The following is an 18,236-nucleotide window of genomic DNA, read 5'->3' on the forward strand; positions in this document are numbered from 1 at the left end:
GGCATGCGACCGCTCACCTCGGACGACCCGCGCACCATCGGCGAGTTCCGCACGCTCGTCCGCCTCGGCGCGGGCGGCATGGGTGTCGTCTACCTGGCCCGCTCCCTGGGCGGCACGCTCGCCGCCGTGAAGGTGATCCGCGCCGAGCACGCCGCGGACCCCGGATTCCGCGCGCGGTTCCGTCGCGAGGCCGAGGCAGCGGCGCGGATCACCGGGCCGTGGGTGGTCCCGGTCACCGGGGCGGACACCGAGGCCCCGGAGCCCTGGCTCGCCACCGTGTTCGTGCCCGGCCCTTCGCTGGGCGAAGTCGTGGAGGGGCAGGGGGCGTTGCCCACCGCAACGGTCCGGGCGCTCGGCTCCCGGCTGGCCGAAGCGCTCGCCGCCGTGCACGACGCGGGCCTCCTGCACCGCGACGTCAAGCCCGGCAACGTGCTCCTCGCGCTGGACGGCCCCCGGCTCATCGACTTCGGCATCGCCCGCCACGAGGGCGCCACCGCGCTCACCGCGACCGACTCGGTGATCGGCACGCCGGGCTACCTCGCCCCCGAACAGGCTTCGGCGGGGCCGCTGGGTCCGGGCTGCGACGTGTTCTCCCTCGGCTGCGTGCTCGTGTACGCGGCGACCGGGCGGCGCCCGTTCGGTCAGGGCTCCCCGGCCGGGGTGCTCTTCCGCACGGTGCACGAGGCGCCGGATCTGGAGGGGGTGCCGGCCGCCCTGCTGCCCCTGATCACGGCCTGCCTGGCCAAGGACCCGGCGGACCGGCCGGGCGCCCGGGAGGCCGCGCGGGAGCTCGCCGGGAGCGGTGCGGGCTGGGAGGTGCCGGGCCTGTCCGCCACGGTCGCCGCCCGCTCGGCCGCCGCACTGGCCCTGCCCGACCCCGAACCGCCCACGGTCGTCCAGGACCCCGGGGCGCCGCGCCCCACCCGGCGGCGCGTGCTCACCGCGGGAGCCGCCGGTGCCGTGCTCCTCGCCGGCGGAGGGACGGCCGCTTGGGTGGCCGCCGCCCGGCGCGGCGGCACCGGAACGGCACCCCGCACCCTTCCCGCCTACCGGATCGCCCTGCACGCGGACCTGACCGGACCGGGGAAGGCCGTCGGCCTCGCCCATGAGCGCGGGGCCCGACTCGCGATCGACGACCACAACGCCCGTACGGACAAGGCGTTCACGCTCACCTTGCGCACGGAGAACGACGCGGGTGACGCGGAGCGCGCCCTCGATGTCGCGGACCGGATCGCCGCCGATCCCCGGGTGCTCGCCGTCGTCGGCCCCACCGGGGAAGTCGCGGACGCGAAGGTCGTCAGCCGTTACGAGAAGGCGGGCCTCGCCCAGGTCATCGTCGCGGCACGCTCCACCACGGCCGAGTGGGTGGAATCCAAGTCCCTTTGCGTACTGCGGTTGTTCGACAAGAGCCTGGCCATCGGACTGAACCATTACCTGGCCCGCGTCCGGCCGGCCAAGCAGGTCGTCGTCATCGAGGACCCCGAGGACCCGCAGAGCAGCTGGGCGATCAGGAACCTGCTGCCGAGCGCCCCGGCCGACGGGGCCGCGTACACCGTGCACACCGTTACAGCCGGCGCCCGCACCATCGCCCCGGCCGCCCGGGCCGCCGTCGCCGCCGGAGCAGGCGCGGTCGTCTACGCCGGATCGTCCGCCGCCCGGGGCGCCCGCTGCGCCAAGGACCTGGTCGCTGCCGGCTTCACCGGAACCGGCCTGGCGGTCGGCCCCGTCCTCACCCGGGCCTTCCTCCGGGACGCGGGCAAGGCCGCCGAGGGCTGGGTCTTCGCCGAGGCGTACACCGATCCGTCGGCCCTGTCCTCCGCCCAGGCGTTCAGTGCCGCGCACCGCAGACGGTTCGGTTCCCCACCCGCCACCTGGGCGGCGGAGACGTACGACGCCGTGGGACTGATCGCACAGGCCGGCCGCACCACCAGCGCCACCGACGCCCCGCGCGACGGGGTGGCCGCACGGATCTCGCGGAGCAGCTACCGGGGCATCACCCGGCAGCTCTCCTTCGGCGGTTCCACCCACCAGGTGGACAACGCCACAGGCATCCTTCTCTATCGGGTCGACAAGGGGCGGGTCCGCTTCCTGGGGCCCGCCGCGTCGGTGTGAGCCGAGGCTCCCCTCCCCGCGCTCGGTACGGTGGAGCGACGAGTGCCGGACCCACCGAAGAGGAGTACCGCATGGCCGAGTTGCAGCTCTCCGCAGGTGTCGTGGAGTACGAGGACACCGGCGGGGACGGGCCGGTCGTGGTCCTGCTGCACGGTGTGGCGATGGACGGCTCGCTGTGGCGGCACGTCGTCGCGGATCTGCGGGACGGCCACCGGTGCGTCGTGCCGACGCTGCCGCTCGGCGGTCACCGGCGGCCGATGAAGCCCGACGCCGACCTTTCGGTCCTCGGCGTGGCACGGCTGGTCGCGGAGTTCCTCGAAGCGCTCGATCTCATCGACGTCACGCTGGTCATGAACGACTGGGGCGGCGCGCAGGCCCTGGTCGCGGACGGCCGGGACCAGCGGATCGGCAAGCTGGTCATCACCTCCTGCGAGGCGTTCGACAACTTCCCGCCCGGTCTGCCCGGCAACAACCTGTACGCCTCCGCCAAGATGCCCGGCGGCCTGAACATGGCCTTCACCCTGTTGAGGTTCAAGCCGATGCGGCGGCTGCCGATGACCTGGGGCCGGATGAGCAAGCGGCCGGTGCCCGACGCGGTCATGGACGGCTGGTTCCGGCCACTGTGGACCTCCCCGGATATCCGCCGGGACCTGCGGAAGTACGTCCTGGGCGTGCCACCGAAGGCCGAACTCCTGCGCTGGGCCGAAGCCCTGCGCACCTTCGACCGGCCCGCGCTCGTCGCCTGGGCCTCGGAGGACAGGGTCATGCCGCCCGAGCACGGCCGCCGGCTGGCCGGCATGCTGCCCCAGGGCGAGCTGGTGGAGATCGGGGACAGCTACACCCTGATCCCGGAGGACCGGCCGGAGGAACTCGCCCGGCACATGCGGGAGTTTCTCCGGACGGCGTAAAGGCCCAGCCGCTGACCATGTCAGTACTCCCAGGACGCCGTCGAGCGCGGTGCCTTCGCCGGCCGCCTGCTTGCCGATGCGGTCAGCTATCTGCTCTCAGCAGCAGGAATCCGTGCGATCGGTGGCAGCGAGCCGCTCCCTGCGCGGACGGGCACGCCAAGGTCGCGCCTCCGCGATCTGGCACACGTTCTCCTCCAGGACCGCGGCCGCGATGGCGTCCCGGTCGGGGAAGTGCCGGTACAGAACGGCCTGCCCCACCCCGGCCCGGCGCGCGATCCCGGACAGCGGGGCGTCCAGGCCGTCCGTCGCGTAGATCTCCCGGGCGGCGGAGATCAGGGCGGCCCGGTTGCCGGCGGCGGCCTTCGGGCCCCGGTTCGCGGGCCTCCGCCCGGCCGTCATGGGGTACTGGGTCATCGGGTCAGGGTGACGGCAGGGCCGGGCCCCGGCCGGGCCCCTTCAGCCTCGTCCCGTCCGCCGAACGGAGCAGGCTGCCCTCACGCCGTGAGGCCGGGTGTGAAGCCAAGCTGCGGGCGCGCTTAAGAAAACCTCGATGGACCTGGGGCGCGGGGTACGGCAGATTTCTCCGTGACGGCGGAGGATGGTGCGCGGCAGCCGGTCGAACGCGCTGCCACGCAGTCCCTCTCATACTTCCCCGGGCCGCAGGCTTCCTTTGGCATGCCCCCGGCCCGGGGACATCAACGCCGCACCAGGTACAGGGAGCCGCAGCCGTGAAGGCACTCGTGAAGCAGAAGGCCGAGCCGGGACTCTGGCTGATGGACGTGCCCGAGCCGGAGACCGGCCCCTCGGACGTGCTGATCAAGGTGCTCCGCACCGGCATCTGCGGCACCGACCTGCACATCCGTAACTACGACGGATGGGCGCAGAACGCGATCAGTACCCCGCTCGTCCTCGGCCACGAGTTCGTCGGCGAGGTCGCCGCGATCGGCTCCGACGTCGTCGACATCGCCGTCGGCGACCTGGTCAGCGGGGAGGGCCACCTGGTCTGCGGCAAGTGCCGCAACTGCCTGGCCGGACGCCGCCACCTCTGCCGCTCCACGCTGGGGCTCGGCGTGGGACGCGACGGGGCCTTCGCCGAGTACGTCGCCCTGCCCGCGTCCAACGTGTGGGTCCACCGGGTCCCCGTCGACCTGGACATCGCCGCGATCTTCGACCCGTTCGGCAACGCCGTGCACACCGCGCTGTCGTTCCCGCTGGTCGGCGAGGACGTCCTCATCACCGGCGCCGGCCCGATCGGCATCATGGCGGCCGCCGTCGCCAAGCACGCCGGCGCGCGCAACGTGATGATCACCGACGTCAGCGAGGCCCGCCTGGAGCTCGCCCGCAAGGTCGGCGTCAGCCTCGCCCTCAACGTCGGCGAGCAGACCATCGCCGACGGTCAGCGGGAGCTCGGGCTGCGCGAGGGCTTCGACATCGGCCTGGAGATGTCCGGCCGCCCCGAGGCGATGCGCGACATGATCGCGAACATGACGCACGGCGGCCGCATCGCGATGCTCGGACTGCCGTCCGAGGAGTTCGCCGTCGACTGGTCCCGGATCGTCACCTCCATGATCACGGTCAAGGGGATCTACGGCCGCGAGATGTACGAGACCTGGTACGCCATGTCCGTCCTGCTGGAGGGCGGCCTCGACCTCGCCCCCGTGATCACCGGCCGGTACGGCTACCGCGACTTCGAGGCGGCCTTCGACGACGCGGCGAGCGGACTCGGCGGCAAGGTCATCCTCGACTGGACCGTCTGACCCTCACACCTCTTAAGGAATCCCGCATGTTCGACTCCGTACGCGACGATCTGCGCACCACCCTCGAAGAGATCGAGGCCGCCGGGCTGCACAAGCCCGAGCGCGTCATCGGTACCCCGCAGTCCGCGACCGTGGCCGTCACCGCGGGCGGCCGCCCCGGTGAGGTGCTGAACTTCTGCGCCAACAACTACCTGGGCCTCGCCGACGACCCCGACGTGATCGCCGCCGCGCACGAGGCGCTGGACCGCTGGGGCTACGGCATGGCCTCCGTCCGCTTCATCTGCGGCACCCAGGAGGTCCACAAGGAGCTGGAGCAGCGGCTCTCCTCCTTCCTGGGCCAGGAGGACACGATCCTCTACTCCTCCTGCTTCGACGCCAACGGCGGAGTCTTCGAGACCGTCCTCGGCCCGGAGGACGCGGTCATCTCCGACGCCCTCAACCACGCCTCGATCATCGACGGCATCCGGCTGTGCAAGGCCAAGCGCTTCCGCTACGCCAACCGCGACATGGCGGACCTGGAGCAGCAGCTCAAGGAGGCGTCCGGGGCCCGGCGCCGCCTCGTCGTCACCGACGGCGTCTTCTCCATGGACGGGTACGTCGCCCCGCTCCGCGAGATCTGCGACCTGGCCGAGCGCTACGACGCCATGGTCATGGTCGACGACTCGCACGCCGTCGGCTTCGTCGGCCCCGGCGGTCGCGGCACGCCCGAACTGCACGACGTGATGGACCGCGTCGACATCATCACCGGCACCCTCGGCAAGGCGCTGGGCGGCGCGTCCGGCGGCTACGTGGCCGCCCGCGCCGAGATCGTGGCGCTGCTGCGCCAGCGCTCGCGCCCGTACCTCTTCTCCAACTCGCTCGCCCCGGTCATCGCGGCGGCCTCCCTCAAGGTCATCGACCTGCTGGAGTCCGCCGGCGACCTGCGCGAGCAGCTCAACGCCAACACCGCGCTCTTCCGTACCCGGATGACCGAGGAAGGCTTCGACGTCCTGCCCGGCGACCACGCCATCGCCCCCGTGATGATCGGGGACGCGGCGAAGGCAGGCCGGATGGCGGAGCTGCTCCTGGAGCGCGGTGTGTACGTGATCGGGTTCTCGTACCCGGTCGTCCCGCAGGGCGCGGCCCGTATTCGCGTCCAGCTCTCCGCCGCCCACTCCACGGCGGACGTGAACCGGGCGGTCGACGCCTTCGTCGACGCCCGGGCGGCGCTGGGGGAGTGAGGCCCGACGGGGTCGCCCTTCGCGACCTGGGACAATGGGGCACATGATCGATGCACGGCGGCTGCGCATCCTGCGTGCGGTGGCGGACCACCGCACGGTGACGGCCGCGGCCGCCGCGCTGTATCTGACCCCCTCCGCCGTCTCCCAGCAGCTCGCCGCGCTGGAACAGGAGACCGGCCACCGGCTGGTCGAACGGAACGCCCGCGGCGCCCGGCTCACCCCGGCCGGGGAGATCCTGCTGACCCACGCCAACGCGGTGCTGGCCCAGTTGGAACGGGCGGAGGCCGAACTGGCCGCGTACGGCGCGGGCGACGCCGGTACGGTCACGGTCGCCGCCTTCGCCACCGGCATCGGCCTGGTCCTCGCCCCCGCGATAGCCGCCCTGGGCCGGACCGCGCCCGGCATCAAGGTCCGCGTCCAGGACGCCGAGGGCGACGCGAGCGTCCCCATGGTGCTGGACCGGCAGGTCGATGTGGCGGTCGCCGTCGAGTACCGCGGCGCCCCGGGTGAGGACGACCGGCGGCTCACCCGCGTACCGCTGTACTCGGAACCGTTCGACGCGGTGCTCCCGGTGGGGCACCGGCTGGCCGGCCAGGAGCAGGTGGCCGTCGCCGACCTGGCGAAGGACGCGTGGATCGGCCCCTACCCGGGCAACCCCTGCCACGACGTGGTGGTCCTGGCCTGCGAGTACGCCGGTTTCGCACCGAACCTCGAACACTCCTCGGACGACTTCCACGCGGTGGTCGCGCTCGCCGGGGCCGGCGCCGGAGTGGCCCTGGTCCCGCGTTCCGCGCTGCGCGGGGTGGCCCTGGCCGGAGTGGTGGTCCGCCCGGTGCAGGGCAGTGCGCCCACCCGCCGGGTCTTCGCGGCGGTGCGGCGGGGCGCGGAGGCGCATCCGCTGATCGCCCCGGTGCTGGAGGCGCTGGCGGGGGCGGCGGGGGACGACGTCCTCAGGACGGGCTGAGGACCGGGTCGCCGCGGATCTCCGCAATCCGCACCGCGTTCCCGGCCGACCGGCCAGACTTGCTCCTGTTTCCCGCTTCCCGGTGACGAGAGGACAGCAGGCATGGCGAAGAGCGCGCTCCTTGTGATGGACGTCCAGCGCGACATCGTGGACATCACCGGTGCCGGCACCGGCTACCTGTCGCGTCTGAACCGGGCGATCGAGGGTGCCCGGGCGGCGGACATACCCGTGATCTACGTGGTCATCGCGTTGCCGTCCGGAGATCCCGAGGTCAGCCCGCGCAACCGGGTGATCACGAACGCCGTGCGGGCCGGCTGGTTCACCGAGGGCGAGCCCGGCACCGCGATCCATCCCGCCGTCGCGCCCCGGCCGGGCGACGCCGTCGTCACCAAGAGGCGGGGCAGCGCGTTCTCGGGCAGCGATTTCGATCTGGTGCTCAGGGCCCGCGACATCGACAGCCTCGTGGTCACCGGTATCGCCACGAGCGGTGTGGTGCTGTCCACCCTGTGCCACGCCGTCGACCTGGACCTCGGCCTCACCGTCCTGGTGGACGCCTGCCACGACACCGAGACGGAGTTGCACCGGGCGCTCACCGAGACCCTGTTCCCGCGCTGGGGCGACGTCATCACGGTCGAGGACTGGCTGAAGGCCGTCGCCCCGCGGTAGCGGCCGGCCCGGGCCGTGAAGCCCCCGGGAACAGTGTGCCCATGGCCGCCGCCACCGTGACGGCCAGTGCGAGCACCCCGTACTGCACGGGCGGCAGGTACGGCAGCCCGCCCGTCGCCGGGAGCGCGAACGCGAGCAGCGGGACCGCCGCGACCACGGTTCCGATGGTCAGACCGGCCACCGTCACCAGGCCCGTCTCCAGCACCCGCATGCGCAGCAGCTGCCCGCGTCCCGTGCCGACCAGCCGCAGCAGGCGGAACTCCGGGCGGCGGCCGACCGAGATCAGGGCGAGGGTGCTGACCACGGCGAGCAGCGCGAAGCCGCCGATCACTCCGACGCCGATGACGATCAGGGCGTCGTCCTGGTCCGAGGACGACGGGCTGATCCGCACGTCGTCCGCGGTCGCCGGGCGGACATCGAGGCCCTTGTACGGTGCCAGCGCACGCCGTACGGCGGACGTGGCGTCCCCGTCCGTCGAGCGGACCAGGATCTGCCGGTCGCGCGGAGCCGAGACATGACCGGCCAGGGCCTCGCGGGGAAGCATGAACTCGCCGAGCCCCAGGGACCGTTCATAGAGCGCCACCACCCTGAGCCGTGCCCGCGTCCCGTCCCCGAGGCGCAGCGCGACGTCGTCCCCGACACCGACGCCCAGATCGTCGGCCCGGTCCTCGCCCACGGCGACCGTGCCCCGGCCCGTGAGCGCGGCCGGATCACCGTCCGTGACCCGGGCGTCGAGCGTGCCGGACAACTGGTCCGCGGTGACGCCCAGCACCGGGAAGCGGTCCAGCGCCGGTTCGCCGGTCTCGCGGTGGGCGAGGACGACGGCCGACCGCAGCAGGCCCGTCGCGGCAGCCACCCCGGGCGCCCCGCGCACGGCCTCGGCGGCCTCGGCCGGGATACCCGCCGCCGGGCCCGTCACCACCAGGTCCGCGCGCAGGGCGTCGGCCGCCTGCCGGCCGGCGGCCCGCTCCAGCGTCGTACCGGCCGCCAGCTGGACGCACACGAACGCGACGACCAGCACGATCGGGGTGAGCGCCGCACCCAGCCGGCGATGGTGTGCGGCGGCGGACCGGGCGGCAAGGAATCCGGCGGCCCCGCCCGCACGCCGGGCCGGCGCACCGAGCACCCGCATCGAGATCCGGGCGATCCACGGACCGAGCAGCGCCACCGCGACGATCAGTGAGGTCGCCGCCCCGGACGCGGCGAGCGCCGCGGCCTGACCGCTCTGCGTGGCCGCCGTACCGGCCGACCCCAGCCCCGCGACCGCGAGCAGCACACCCGCGCCCGTGCGCAGCCGCCCCGGCTCGCCGGGCTCCGGTGCCCGCGCCGCGCTCAGGGCCGCCGCAGGCCGCATCCGGGTCACCGCACGCGCCGCGAGCAGCGCCACCGGCCGGGCGGCCAGGGCGACGAGCAGCGCGCCCACGACGCCCGCCGCGACCGGCAGCCACACCGGGACGGGCAGCGGCAGCGGGTCCGTGGTCAGCAGCGACCGCATCAGCAGGCCGAGCGGCACGGCCCCGGCCGCGCCCAGTAGCGCGGCGGCGCCCGCGACCCGGCTTGCCTCACGGCCGACCGCCGACCTGAGCTGCCGGGGCGTCGCCCCGACCGCCCGCAGCAGCGCCAGTTCACCGGAGCGCTGGTGCACGGCCTGGGAGATCGTCGTGGCGATCACCAGCAGCGCCACCATGACCACCGTCCCGGCGATCGACGCCAGCATCGCCAGCAGATCGCCGCGGCCGCCGAGCGCGTCGATGTGCTCCGCCTCGCCGCGCCCGGCCCCGGTCAGCACGCGCGGCCCGCGCTCGCCGCCGCCCAGCCCCGCCACGGCCCTGTCCAGCGAGGCCCGCAGCGTGTCGGCGGACACACCCCGCTCGGCCACGACGCCGATCGCGTCCACCGTGCCGGGATGCCCTGCCAGTGCCGTGAGCCGGTGCTCGGTGAAGAACACGGCGGGTGTGCCGCCCCGGTGACCGGTCGCGGCAACCCCGCTGACGGTGTACTGCCGCGCCGCGCCGCCCACTTGAAGCGTGACGCGCCTGCCCGGGGACGCCAGCGCCGCGTCCACGACCACCTCGGATGCGGACCTGGGCGCACGCCCCTCGGACAGCTCGTACGGAGTGAGTGCGGCGGACGGCCAGGAACGGCCCACCGCCGACGCCCCCTTGCCCACCGTCACCGGAACCGAGTCGTCCGCGACGGCTCGCGCCACGCCGTCCGCCGCTGCCGCCCGCGCCAGCACGGAACGCTCCAGCCGTACCCGCTCCGGCAGATGGGCGGTGGCCGTCTGCGGTTCGCTGCCCCACGGCTTCGCCGTGTACGTCACCCGCTGATCGGCCACCACCACCGCATCGGCCCCGGTGTAGCGCTCCACCGGCGGCAGGGCCAGCAACAGCGAGCCGAGCACCAGCGCGAAGGCGCCGAGCAGCGCGGCAGCGGCCGCCGTCGCGGCGAACACCGCGGTCCAGGCCCGGCGATGGGATGTCAGCGAGCGGCGGGCCAGGAACGCCGAGGCCCGCCTGCTCCCGGTCCGCACGCTCGCGCGCACCGGGTTCTCCGCCCTGGTGACCGTCATCGCAGCCGGCCCCCGTCCATCGTCATGACCGTGTCCGCCCAGCTCGCCGCCACCGGGTCATGGGTGACCATGACGACCGTGCGGCCGTCGAGCCGTACCGCGTCCCGCAGCAGCCCCAGCACCAGCGCCGCGGACTCGGGGTCCAGGGAGGCCGTCGGCTCGTCCGCGAAGACCACATCGGGTTCGGTCACCAACGCCCTCGCGACCGCCACCCGTTGCTGCTCACCGCCCGACAGGGCCGCCGGTCCGCCACTGCCCCGGCCGGACAGCCCGACCCGCTCCAGCAACCGGCGTCCACGGTCCAGCACGTCAGTGGCCCCGGGATCGGCACCGGCCAGGACGAGCGGCAGTACGACGTTCTCCTCGATGCTCAGTGATGCCACCAGGTTCAGCGCGTGCGACTGGAAGACGAAGCCGATCCTGTCCCGGCGCAGCCGGGTCAGCGCGGCCTCGGAGAGCGTGCCGAGATCGGTCCCGGCGATCCGTACCGTGCCCGACGACGGACGGTCCAGGCCCGCCGCGCACTGGAGGAACGTGCTCTTGCCCGACCCCGAGGGGCCGACCACCGCGGTGAAACTCCCCACGGGAATCACACAGCTCACCGCATCCAGCGCGACCGCCTCCCGGCCGCTGCCGCGCCGCCCGTGGCGCCGGCTCACCGACTTGAGCTCCAGCGCCGCCGTGCGCACTGCCGTGGTTGTCCCCACCGTGGTCCCCTCGCCTCTTGCGTACCTTCTGACCTGTGTAAACGCTATGAGTGCGCGGGTGTGGGGGCGAGGGTGCACGCTCCCGGACCGGGGGTGTAGCGGGCACCACCACCGCCCGGGGTGACGGCTCCACTCCGGGGGTGGGCGAGCCCCCGTAACGTAGTGCGGCATGAGCACCGCCCCCGTCCCGCTGACCGTCGCAGTCCGGCGTTCCTGGCACGCCTCGCGCTATGTCCTCATCGGCATCCCGATCGCACTGATCGCGTACGTCGCCACGTTCCTGCTGGTGGCGGCGCTGTTCTTCGCGGTCGTGGTCATCGGGCTGCCGGCGCTTCCCGAGGCGGCCAAGGCGCTGCACCGGTTCGCGGAGTTCGAGCGGCGCAGGGCGGCGGCCCACCTCGGATTGGCCTTCCGGCCCACGCCGTATCTCCCGCTCGACGGCGGCGAACTCGCCGCGCGGGTCAGGCATGCGCTCACCGACCCCGTCGTCCGGCGCGAGGCGGTGTGGCTGCCGTTCCAGGCGCTGGCGGGCAACCTCATCGGCTACGCCACGATGGTGCTGTGGCCGGTGGGCCTGCTGGTGGACGGGATCGTGCTCAGCGCCGCGCACCTGCTGGACCGGCGGAGCAGCGACGAGTACGGCACGACGCCGCCCGAGCGCCAGGGCCTGCTCCTGCGCTGGCACCCCGTACTCGCGGAACTCTCCGCGAGCTGGACGAGGGCCCTGCTGACGGCACCGCACTCCGCCGAACTCACCGAACGCATCACTCAGTTGACGGAGAGCAGGGCGGGCGCGGTCGAGGCGCACGGCGCCGAACTCCGCCGTATCGAAAGGGACCTGCACGACGGCGCGCAGGCGCGGATCGTCGCCCTGTCGATGCGCATCGGCCTGGCCAAGCAGCTCCTGGACCGGGACCCGGCTGCCGCACGGCAACGCCTCGACGAGGCCCAGGACGGCGTCGACGCGGCGCTCGCGGAGCTGCGGCACGTGGTCCGCGGCATCCACCCGCCCATCCTGACGGACCGTGGACTCGCGGGAGCCGTAAGGGCGTTGGCGGCGGACTCGGCCGTCCCCGTCACGGTGGTGCTCGACGGCGTCGAGGACGGGCGCCGGCTGCCGGCGGCCATCGAGGCCGCCGCCTACTTCGTGATCGCCGAGGCACTCACCAACATCGGCAAGCACAGCGGTGCCACAACGGCCCATGTACGGGTCGGCCGGGCCCGTGACGCCCTGCTCGTGGCCATCGGCGACGATGGGCACGGCGGCGCGGACGAACGCGGCGGCAGCGGGCTGGTCGGGATCAGGCGGCGGATCGCCGCCCTGGACGGCACCACCCGCATCAGCAGCCCCACCGGGGGGCCGACGGACATCGAAGTGGAGCTGCCGTGCGGATCGTGATCGCCGAGGACAACGCCCTGCTGCGGGAGGGGCTGATCCTGCTCCTCACCAGCTCGGGCCATGAGGTGGTCGCCGACGCCGCGGCCGGCCCCGAGGTCCTGCCCGCCCTGCTGGAGCACCGCCCGGACGCCGCCGTGCTCGACGTACGGCTGCCGCCCACGTTCCGTGACGAGGGGCTGCGCGCCGCCATCGCCGCCCGCGAGGAGATGCCCGGCCTGCCGATCCTGGTCCTCTCCCAGTACGTCGAGGAGACGTACGCCGCCGAGCTGCTGGCCCGGGGCGCGCAGGGCATCGGCTATCTGCTCAAGGACCGGGTGGGCCGCGTCGACCAGTTCCTCCAGGCCCTGGACCGGGTGGCGTCCGGCGGCACCGCGCTCGACCCCGAGGTGGTCAGCCAGTTGCTGACCCGCAAGGCGTCCGCGAAGCCGCTGCTCAGCCTCACCCCCCGGGAGCGGGAGGTGCTGGAACTGATGGCGCAGGGCAAGGCGAACGGCACGATCGCCACCGAACTCGTCGTCACGGAACGGGCGGTGAGCAAACACATCGGTTCCATCTTCGCCAAGCTCGGACTCGAAGCGGACGACGGATCGGTCCACCGCAGGGTCCTCGCGGTCCTGGCGTACCTGGAGGGCAACGGGGCGCGCTGAGTGCGCTCACGCAGGCTGGAGCAGATCCCAGCGGTTGCCGTACAGGTCCTCGAAGACCGCGACCGAGCCGTAGACCTCGTGCCGCGGCTCCTCCAGGAACCGGACCCCGGCCGCCCGCATGCGCGCGTGGTCACCGGCGAAGTCCTCGGTGTGCAGGAAGAAGCCGACCCGCCCGCCGGTCTGGGCTCCGACACTGGCACTCTGCGCCTCGTCCTTGGCCCGGGCCAGCAGCAGCCCGGATCCCTCGGTTCCGCGCGGACGCACCACGATCCAGCGGGTGCCGTCGCCCCGGTCGGTGTCCTCCACCAGCTCGAAGCCGAGGGCGCCGGTGTAGAAGCCGAGCGCCTCGTCGTAGTCGCGGACGACCAGGGTGACCAGAGCGATGTGGGACATGGGATTCCTCGCGGTACGGAAGGGGACGGGCGGCTCCAGACAGGACCTGGCAGGACAATATCCGCCATGGACACCAGCGACCTCATCGGGCTGACGGCCCGCGCCCGCCGCCTCGCCCTGGCCGCGGACCGCCGCATCCTCGGAATCGCCGGGCCGCCCGGTGCCGGGAAGTCCACCCTGGCGGAGCAGCTCGTCGCCGCGCTCGGCCCGCTCGCCGTCCTCGTGCCGATGGACGGCTTCCACCTGGCACGGGCCGAACTGGAACGGCTCGGCCGGGCCGGGCGCAAGGGCGCGCCCGACACCTTCGACGCCGCCGGGTACGCGGCCCTGCTCCGGCGGCTGCGGGCGCCCGAAGCGGGGACCGTCGTCTACGCCCCCGTCTTCGACCGGTCCCTGGATCAGCCGGTCGCGGGATCCGTCCCCGTACCGCCGGACGTCCCGCTGGTCGTCACCGAGGGCAATTACCTCCTGCACGGGGAGGGGGACTGGGCGCCCGTGCGGGAGCTGCTCGACGAGGCGTGGTTCCTGGAGCTCGACCAGGACGTACGGATCCGCAGGCTCGTCGACCGGCATGTGCGGTTCGGCAAGCCCCGGCCCCACGCGGAGCGCTGGGTGGCCGGTTCCGACGAGGCCAACGCGCGGCTCGTCGCGGCCGGGCGTGACCGGGCCGACCTCGTCGTACGACTGACCGACGGCACGCCGCCCTGACGCTCGCGGCCGGGCCCCCGGGCGGGCAGGATGCACAGAGCCGTTCCGCGTCGCCAGGAGGTTCCGCATGTCCAGCCCGAAGCAGCCCGTACCGTTCACCGCCGACGACTACCGGGCCCGGATGACGCGGGCCGCCGAGAGTGCCGCAGCCGCCGGACTCGCGGGTGTACTGGTGGCCCCCGGACCGGACATGGTCCATCTCACCGGCTACCGGCCCACGGCGGACACCGAGCGCCTCACCCTCCTCGTCCTCACCGCGGGCCAGGACCCGGTCCTGGTCGTACCGACTCTGGAGGCCGCGGACGCCGAGAAGGCCGTCGGCGCGCCCGCGCTGACCCTGCGCGACTGGACCGACGGCAAGGACCCCTACGCCATCACCGCGCCGCTGCTCGACGGCCAGGGCCGGTTCGGGATCAGCGACAACGCCTGGGCCATGCATCTGCTCGGCCTCCAGCAGCTGCTGCCCGGGACGTCGTACGCCTCCCTCACCGAGGCGCTGCCGATGCTGCGCGCCGTGAAGGACGGCCCTGAGCTGGACCGGCTGGCCGCCGCCGGGGCCGCTGCCGACGCCACGTACGAGGAGATCCTGAAGGTCCGGTTCTCCGGCCGCAGGGAGACCGACGTCGCGGCCGACCTGGCCCGGCTGCTCACCGAGTCCGGGCATTCCCAGGTCGACTTCACCGTGGTCGGCTCCGGACCCAACGGCGCCAACCCCCACCACGAGGCGGGCGACCGCACCATCGAGCGCGGCGACATGGTGGTGCTCGACTTCGGCGGCCTCAAGCACGGGTACGGCTCCGACACCTCCCGTACGGTCCACGTCGGCGAACCCACCGCCGAGGAGCAGCGGGTCCACGACATCGTGCGGGAAGCACAGGACGCGGGCTGCAAGGCCGTCCGGCCCGGTGTCGCCTGCCAGGAGATCGACCGGGCCGCCCGCGCTGTCATCACCGAGTTCGGCTACGGGGAGCGCTTCATCCACCGCACCGGACACGGCATCGGCGTCACCACCCACGAACCGCCGTACATGATCGAGGGCGAGGAGCAGCCGCTCGTTCCCGGTATGTGCTTCTCCGTGGAGCCGGGCATCTATCTGCCGGGCCGGTTCGGCGTCCGGATCGAGGACATCGTGACCGTCACCGAGGACGGCGGCCGGCGCCTCAACGCCACCGCCCGCGAGCTGGCGATCGTCGAGTAGGAGCGCCTTCTCAGTCGTCGGCCAGCACCACGCACGACTCCGGCGGCAGATGCAGCGCCCCGTCCGGGCCGGGCGCGTCGACGGGCAGCCAGGCGGCCAGCACCCGGCCCCCGCCACCGCGGTGCCGGCCGCCGCCCAGCGGGATCGTGGCCGGCTTCTCGTCGAGGTTGACGGCGATCCGCAGGTCGCCCCGGCGCAGCGCCAGCCAGCGGGCCTCGTCGTCGTACGCCGTCCGGACCGTCGCCAGATCCGGGTCGCAGAGGTCGGGCAGGGAGCGGCGCAGCGCGATCAGTTCGCGGTACCAGGCGTGCAGGCGGGCGTGCGGTTCGCGTCGCGGCTCGCTCCAGTCCAGGCACGACCGGTCGCGGGTGGCGGGGTCCTGCGGGTCCGGGATGTCCTCCTCGGCCCAGCCGTGCGCCCCGAACTCCCGCCGTCTGCCGGTGCGTACGGCCTCGGCGAGCTCCGGATCGGTGTGGTCCGTGAAGAACTGCCAGGGCGTACGGGCGCCCCACTCCTCGCCCATGAACAGCATCGGGGTGAAGGGCCCGGTGAGCACGAGCGCCGCCGCGCAGGCCAGCATGCCGGGGGAGAGGGAGGCGGCGAGCCGGTCGCCGAGCGCCCGGTTGCCGATCTGGTCATGGGTCTGGGCGTAGCCGACGAAGCGGTGGGCGGCGCTGCGCGTGACATCGACGGGGCGGCCGTGCGTACGGCCGCGGAAGCTGGAGTACGTGCCGTCGTGGAAGAAGGCGCTCGTCACGGTCTTGGCGAGGCCGGCCAGCGGGGCGGCGGCGAAGTCCGCGTAGTAGCCCTGGGCCTCGCCCGTCAGCGCGGTGTGCAGACAGTGGTGGAAGTCGTCGTTCCACTGGGCGTGCAGACCGATGCCGCCGGACTCGCGCGGAGTCGTCGTCCGCGGGTCGCAGAGGTCGGACTCGGCGATGAGGGAGAGCGGACGGCCCAGTTCGGCCGAGAGCGCGTCGGTGGCGGCGGACAGCTCCTCCAGGAACGTCAGCGCCCGGGTGTCGGCCAGTGCGTGGACCGCGTCGAGCCGGAGCCCGTCCAGCCGGTAGTCGCGGAGCCAGGCGAGCGCGCTGCCCAGCAGGAAGGCCCGCACCTCGTCGGAGCCCGGCGCGTCCAGATTGACGGCCGCGCCCCAGGGGGTGTGGTGCGTCTCGGTGAAGTACGGGCCGAAGGCGGGAAGGTAGTTGCCGGACGGGCCCAGGTGGTTGTGGACCACGTCCAGGACGACCGCGAGCCCGAGCCCGTGCGCCGTGTCGACAAAGCGCTTCAGCCCTTCGGGGCCGCCGTACGGCTCGTGCACGGCCCACAGCGACACCCCCTCGTACCCCCACCCGTGGACCCCGGGGAACGGGCAGACCGGCATCAGCGACACATGGGTGATGCCCAGCTCGGCGAGATGCCCCAGCCGGGCCGCCGCCGCGTCGAAGGTGCCCTCGCCGGTGTACGTACCGATGTGCAGCTCGTACAGGACCGCGCCCGTCAGCCCGCGTCCCGCCCAGTCGGTGCGCCAGGCGTACCTGTCGTGGTCGACGACGGCGCTCTCGCCGTCCGGTCCGTCCGGCTGGCGGCGCGAGCGGGGGTCGGGGCGCACCGGGCCGTCGTCCAGGGCGAATCCGTAGCGGTCGCCGTCGGTCGCCTCCGCGTCCGCGGTCCACCAGCCGGGCCGGTCCGGATCGCGCTCCATGGTCCGCAGCTCACCCGACAGCCGCAGGGCGGCCACATCCGCGTCCGGTGCCCATACCTCGAACAACATGCAGCGCTCCCTCGTTTCCGTGTACCGGCCCATGCTCGGCAGAGGGCGCGATCTTCGACCCCGTGACACTGGATCGAGCCCGTTACCGGCGATGAAGGTCTGGTTCTGATCATTGCCCTGACCGGTTCCGCCCTACGCACTCCCTGTTGTGGCTGTGGCATGCGGCGCACGTCTCACAGCGACTCGTACGCGGCCCTGCGCGTGCGTCCGTCAGCGGTCCCACACCATGTCGAAGGCACGCTCGAAGTTGACGTACCCCAGGCGTGCGAAGGACTTCGCCATCGGCACGTTGCCGACGTCCGTCGCCGCCCGGATGCGCTCCACACCGTCCTGCCCGGCGAGCACCCGGGTTCCCTCGGCGAGGAGTTCGTCGATGTAGCCGTGCCCGCGCTGCGCGGGCACGACGCCGATGTACGCGATGATCGGGTTGTAGCTGTTGCGGGCCGGGATCACGAAGCCGACCGGTCCGCCGTCCGGGAGTTCGGCGATGCGCCACCACTCCTGCGGGGTCGAGTAGTGGGCGAGCTCCTCGTCGTAGTGCTTCTCCGCGGCCTCGCGCGCCGACAGGCCGGACGCCAGGTCCTGCTGACCGTGGGCGTCGAGCGTGCCCTCCATCACCGGCGTCATCAGCGCCAGGAGATCCTCGCGCCCCGCCACCGGACGGAACCGCAGCCGGCCACCGTCGGCCGGAACGGGGGTGCCCGCACGCCACTCCAGACGCAGCCGCTCCACGAGCATCCGGGCACCGCTGCGTTCCATGACCCGGACGCGCGCCTCCACGACGTCGCGGGCCGCCGGGTCCGCACGCCAGTCGGGCGGTACGAAGCGCCCGTACTCGGGGCGCGGGGCACCGGCCGGGACGACGGCGGCCGTCGCCGTCTCCAGCAGCCGCATTCCCGCCTCCCCGCGTTCGGGCTCGGGAAGCGTGTCGTCCAGGTCGAAGAAGTCGAGGAGCAGCGGCTCCTTGCCGTCCTTGCCCCACCAGGCGATCCGCGCCACCACCCGGTCGCCCCGCAGGGCCACCCACATCCACTCCGGGCGGCGACGCCCCGCCGCCAGATCGTCCGCGAGCTCGTGATCCAGGACGTAGGACAACCGGCAGAAGAGACCGAGTTCCTCCGGCCCGCTGATCGGACGGACAGTCAGGCCGAGTGGTGCGTCGAGCACGGATCCCCCACAGGTGTACGGGCTCGCCCGGCGGTCGCCGGAGCGGC

Annotated in this window: 15 protein-coding genes and 1 pseudogene; 10 read left to right on the forward strand and 6 right to left on the reverse strand. The window is 73.5% G+C overall.

The features are described 5' to 3' along the window. Positions 1 to 3: 3 nt before the first annotated feature. Complete coding sequence (locus OG446_RS30255) at positions 4 to 2,112, forward strand: bifunctional serine/threonine-protein kinase/ABC transporter substrate-binding protein (protein WP_328896976.1); 2,109 nt, start codon at positions 4 to 6, stop codon at positions 2,110 to 2,112. Between the two features lie 71 nt (positions 2,113 to 2,183). Further along, on the forward strand, positions 2,184 to 3,020 hold the full coding sequence (locus OG446_RS30260) for an alpha/beta fold hydrolase (RefSeq protein ID WP_328896977.1): 837 nt from the start codon (positions 2,184 to 2,186) through the stop codon (positions 3,018 to 3,020). A gap of 165 nt (positions 3,021 to 3,185) precedes the next feature. Here the strand turns inward: OG446_RS30260 and OG446_RS30265 are convergent. Beyond that, positions 3,186 to 3,434: pseudogene (locus OG446_RS30265) on the reverse strand (TetR family transcriptional regulator); the annotation flags it as partial. Between the two features lie 314 nt (positions 3,435 to 3,748). Here OG446_RS30265 and tdh point away from each other — a divergent pair. The 4 genes from tdh (at position 3,749) to OG446_RS30285 (ending at position 7,627) form a co-directional block, all read left to right on the forward strand. Then, positions 3,749 to 4,777: an L-threonine 3-dehydrogenase gene (gene tdh / locus OG446_RS30270; RefSeq protein ID WP_328896978.1), complete on the forward strand. Its 1,029-nt coding sequence runs from the start codon at positions 3,749 to 3,751 to the stop codon at positions 4,775 to 4,777. Between the two features lie 26 nt (positions 4,778 to 4,803). Further along, positions 4,804 to 5,997: a glycine C-acetyltransferase gene (locus tag OG446_RS30275; protein WP_328896979.1), complete on the forward strand. Its 1,194-nt coding sequence runs from the start codon at positions 4,804 to 4,806 to the stop codon at positions 5,995 to 5,997. A gap of 43 nt (positions 5,998 to 6,040) precedes the next feature. After that, a complete protein-coding gene (locus OG446_RS30280; RefSeq protein WP_328896980.1) occupies positions 6,041 to 6,961 on the forward strand; it encodes a LysR family transcriptional regulator in 921 nt (306 codons plus the stop codon). A gap of 102 nt (positions 6,962 to 7,063) precedes the next feature. Then, positions 7,064 to 7,627, forward strand: coding sequence for a cysteine hydrolase family protein (locus OG446_RS30285; RefSeq protein ID WP_328896981.1), 564 nt, complete (start codon positions 7,064 to 7,066; stop codon positions 7,625 to 7,627). Here OG446_RS30285 and OG446_RS30290 read toward each other — a convergent pair. Beyond that, the gene (locus OG446_RS30290; RefSeq protein ID WP_328896982.1) at positions 7,587 to 10,199 is read right to left on the reverse strand and encodes an ABC transporter permease; all 2,613 of its coding nucleotides are present in this window, start codon (positions 10,197 to 10,199) and stop codon (positions 7,587 to 7,589) included. The two genes, OG446_RS30285 and OG446_RS30290, sit on opposite strands and share 41 nt — an antisense overlap. Further along, positions 10,196 to 10,906 carry an ABC transporter ATP-binding protein gene (locus tag OG446_RS30295; RefSeq protein ID WP_328896983.1) on the reverse strand — a complete coding sequence of 237 codons (711 nt, stop codon included), beginning with the start codon at positions 10,904 to 10,906 and terminating at the stop codon, positions 10,196 to 10,198. Before OG446_RS30295 ends, OG446_RS30290 begins: the two co-directional genes overlap by 4 nt. A gap of 169 nt (positions 10,907 to 11,075) precedes the next feature. Here OG446_RS30295 and OG446_RS30300 point away from each other — a divergent pair, with 169 nt between their 5' ends. Continuing rightward, positions 11,076 to 12,305 (forward strand): sensor histidine kinase, encoded by a 1,230-nt coding sequence (locus OG446_RS30300; protein WP_328896984.1) that lies wholly within the window; start codon positions 11,076 to 11,078, stop codon positions 12,303 to 12,305. Next, positions 12,293 to 12,952, forward strand: a complete 660-nt coding sequence (locus OG446_RS30305; RefSeq protein ID WP_328896985.1) for a response regulator transcription factor — start codon at positions 12,293 to 12,295, stop codon at positions 12,950 to 12,952. The genes OG446_RS30300 and OG446_RS30305 overlap by 13 nt, the downstream gene beginning before the upstream one ends. A gap of 6 nt (positions 12,953 to 12,958) precedes the next feature. On the opposite strand, the gene OG446_RS30310 is transcribed toward OG446_RS30305, so the two are convergent. Then, positions 12,959 to 13,345 (reverse strand): VOC family protein, encoded by a 387-nt coding sequence (locus OG446_RS30310; protein WP_328896986.1) that lies wholly within the window; start codon positions 13,343 to 13,345, stop codon positions 12,959 to 12,961. Between the two features lie 66 nt (positions 13,346 to 13,411). On the opposite strand from OG446_RS30310, the gene OG446_RS30315 reads away from it, so the two are divergent. After that, positions 13,412 to 14,053 (forward strand): nucleoside/nucleotide kinase family protein, encoded by a 642-nt coding sequence (locus tag OG446_RS30315; RefSeq protein ID WP_328896987.1) that lies wholly within the window; start codon positions 13,412 to 13,414, stop codon positions 14,051 to 14,053. A 67-nt stretch (positions 14,054 to 14,120) separates the two neighbouring features. Further along, positions 14,121 to 15,251, forward strand: a complete 1,131-nt coding sequence (locus OG446_RS30320; protein WP_328896988.1) for an aminopeptidase P family protein — start codon at positions 14,121 to 14,123, stop codon at positions 15,249 to 15,251. Between the two features lie 10 nt (positions 15,252 to 15,261). Here the strand turns inward: OG446_RS30320 and treZ are convergent, their stop codons facing one another. Both treZ and OG446_RS30330 read right to left on the reverse strand, forming a co-directional pair. Further along, positions 15,262 to 17,022, reverse strand: a complete 1,761-nt coding sequence (gene treZ / locus OG446_RS30325; RefSeq protein ID WP_328896989.1) for a malto-oligosyltrehalose trehalohydrolase — start codon at positions 17,020 to 17,022, stop codon at positions 15,262 to 15,264. A 210-nt stretch (positions 17,023 to 17,232) separates the two neighbouring features. Beyond that, a complete protein-coding gene (locus OG446_RS30330; RefSeq protein ID WP_328896990.1) occupies positions 17,233 to 18,189 on the reverse strand; it encodes a GNAT family N-acetyltransferase in 957 nt (318 codons plus the stop codon). Positions 18,190 to 18,236: the final 47 nt, after the last annotated feature.

The sequence above is a fragment of the Streptomyces sp. NBC_00236 genome, from assembly GCF_036195045.1.
GTDB lineage: Bacteria > Actinomycetota > Actinomycetes > Streptomycetales > Streptomycetaceae > Streptomyces.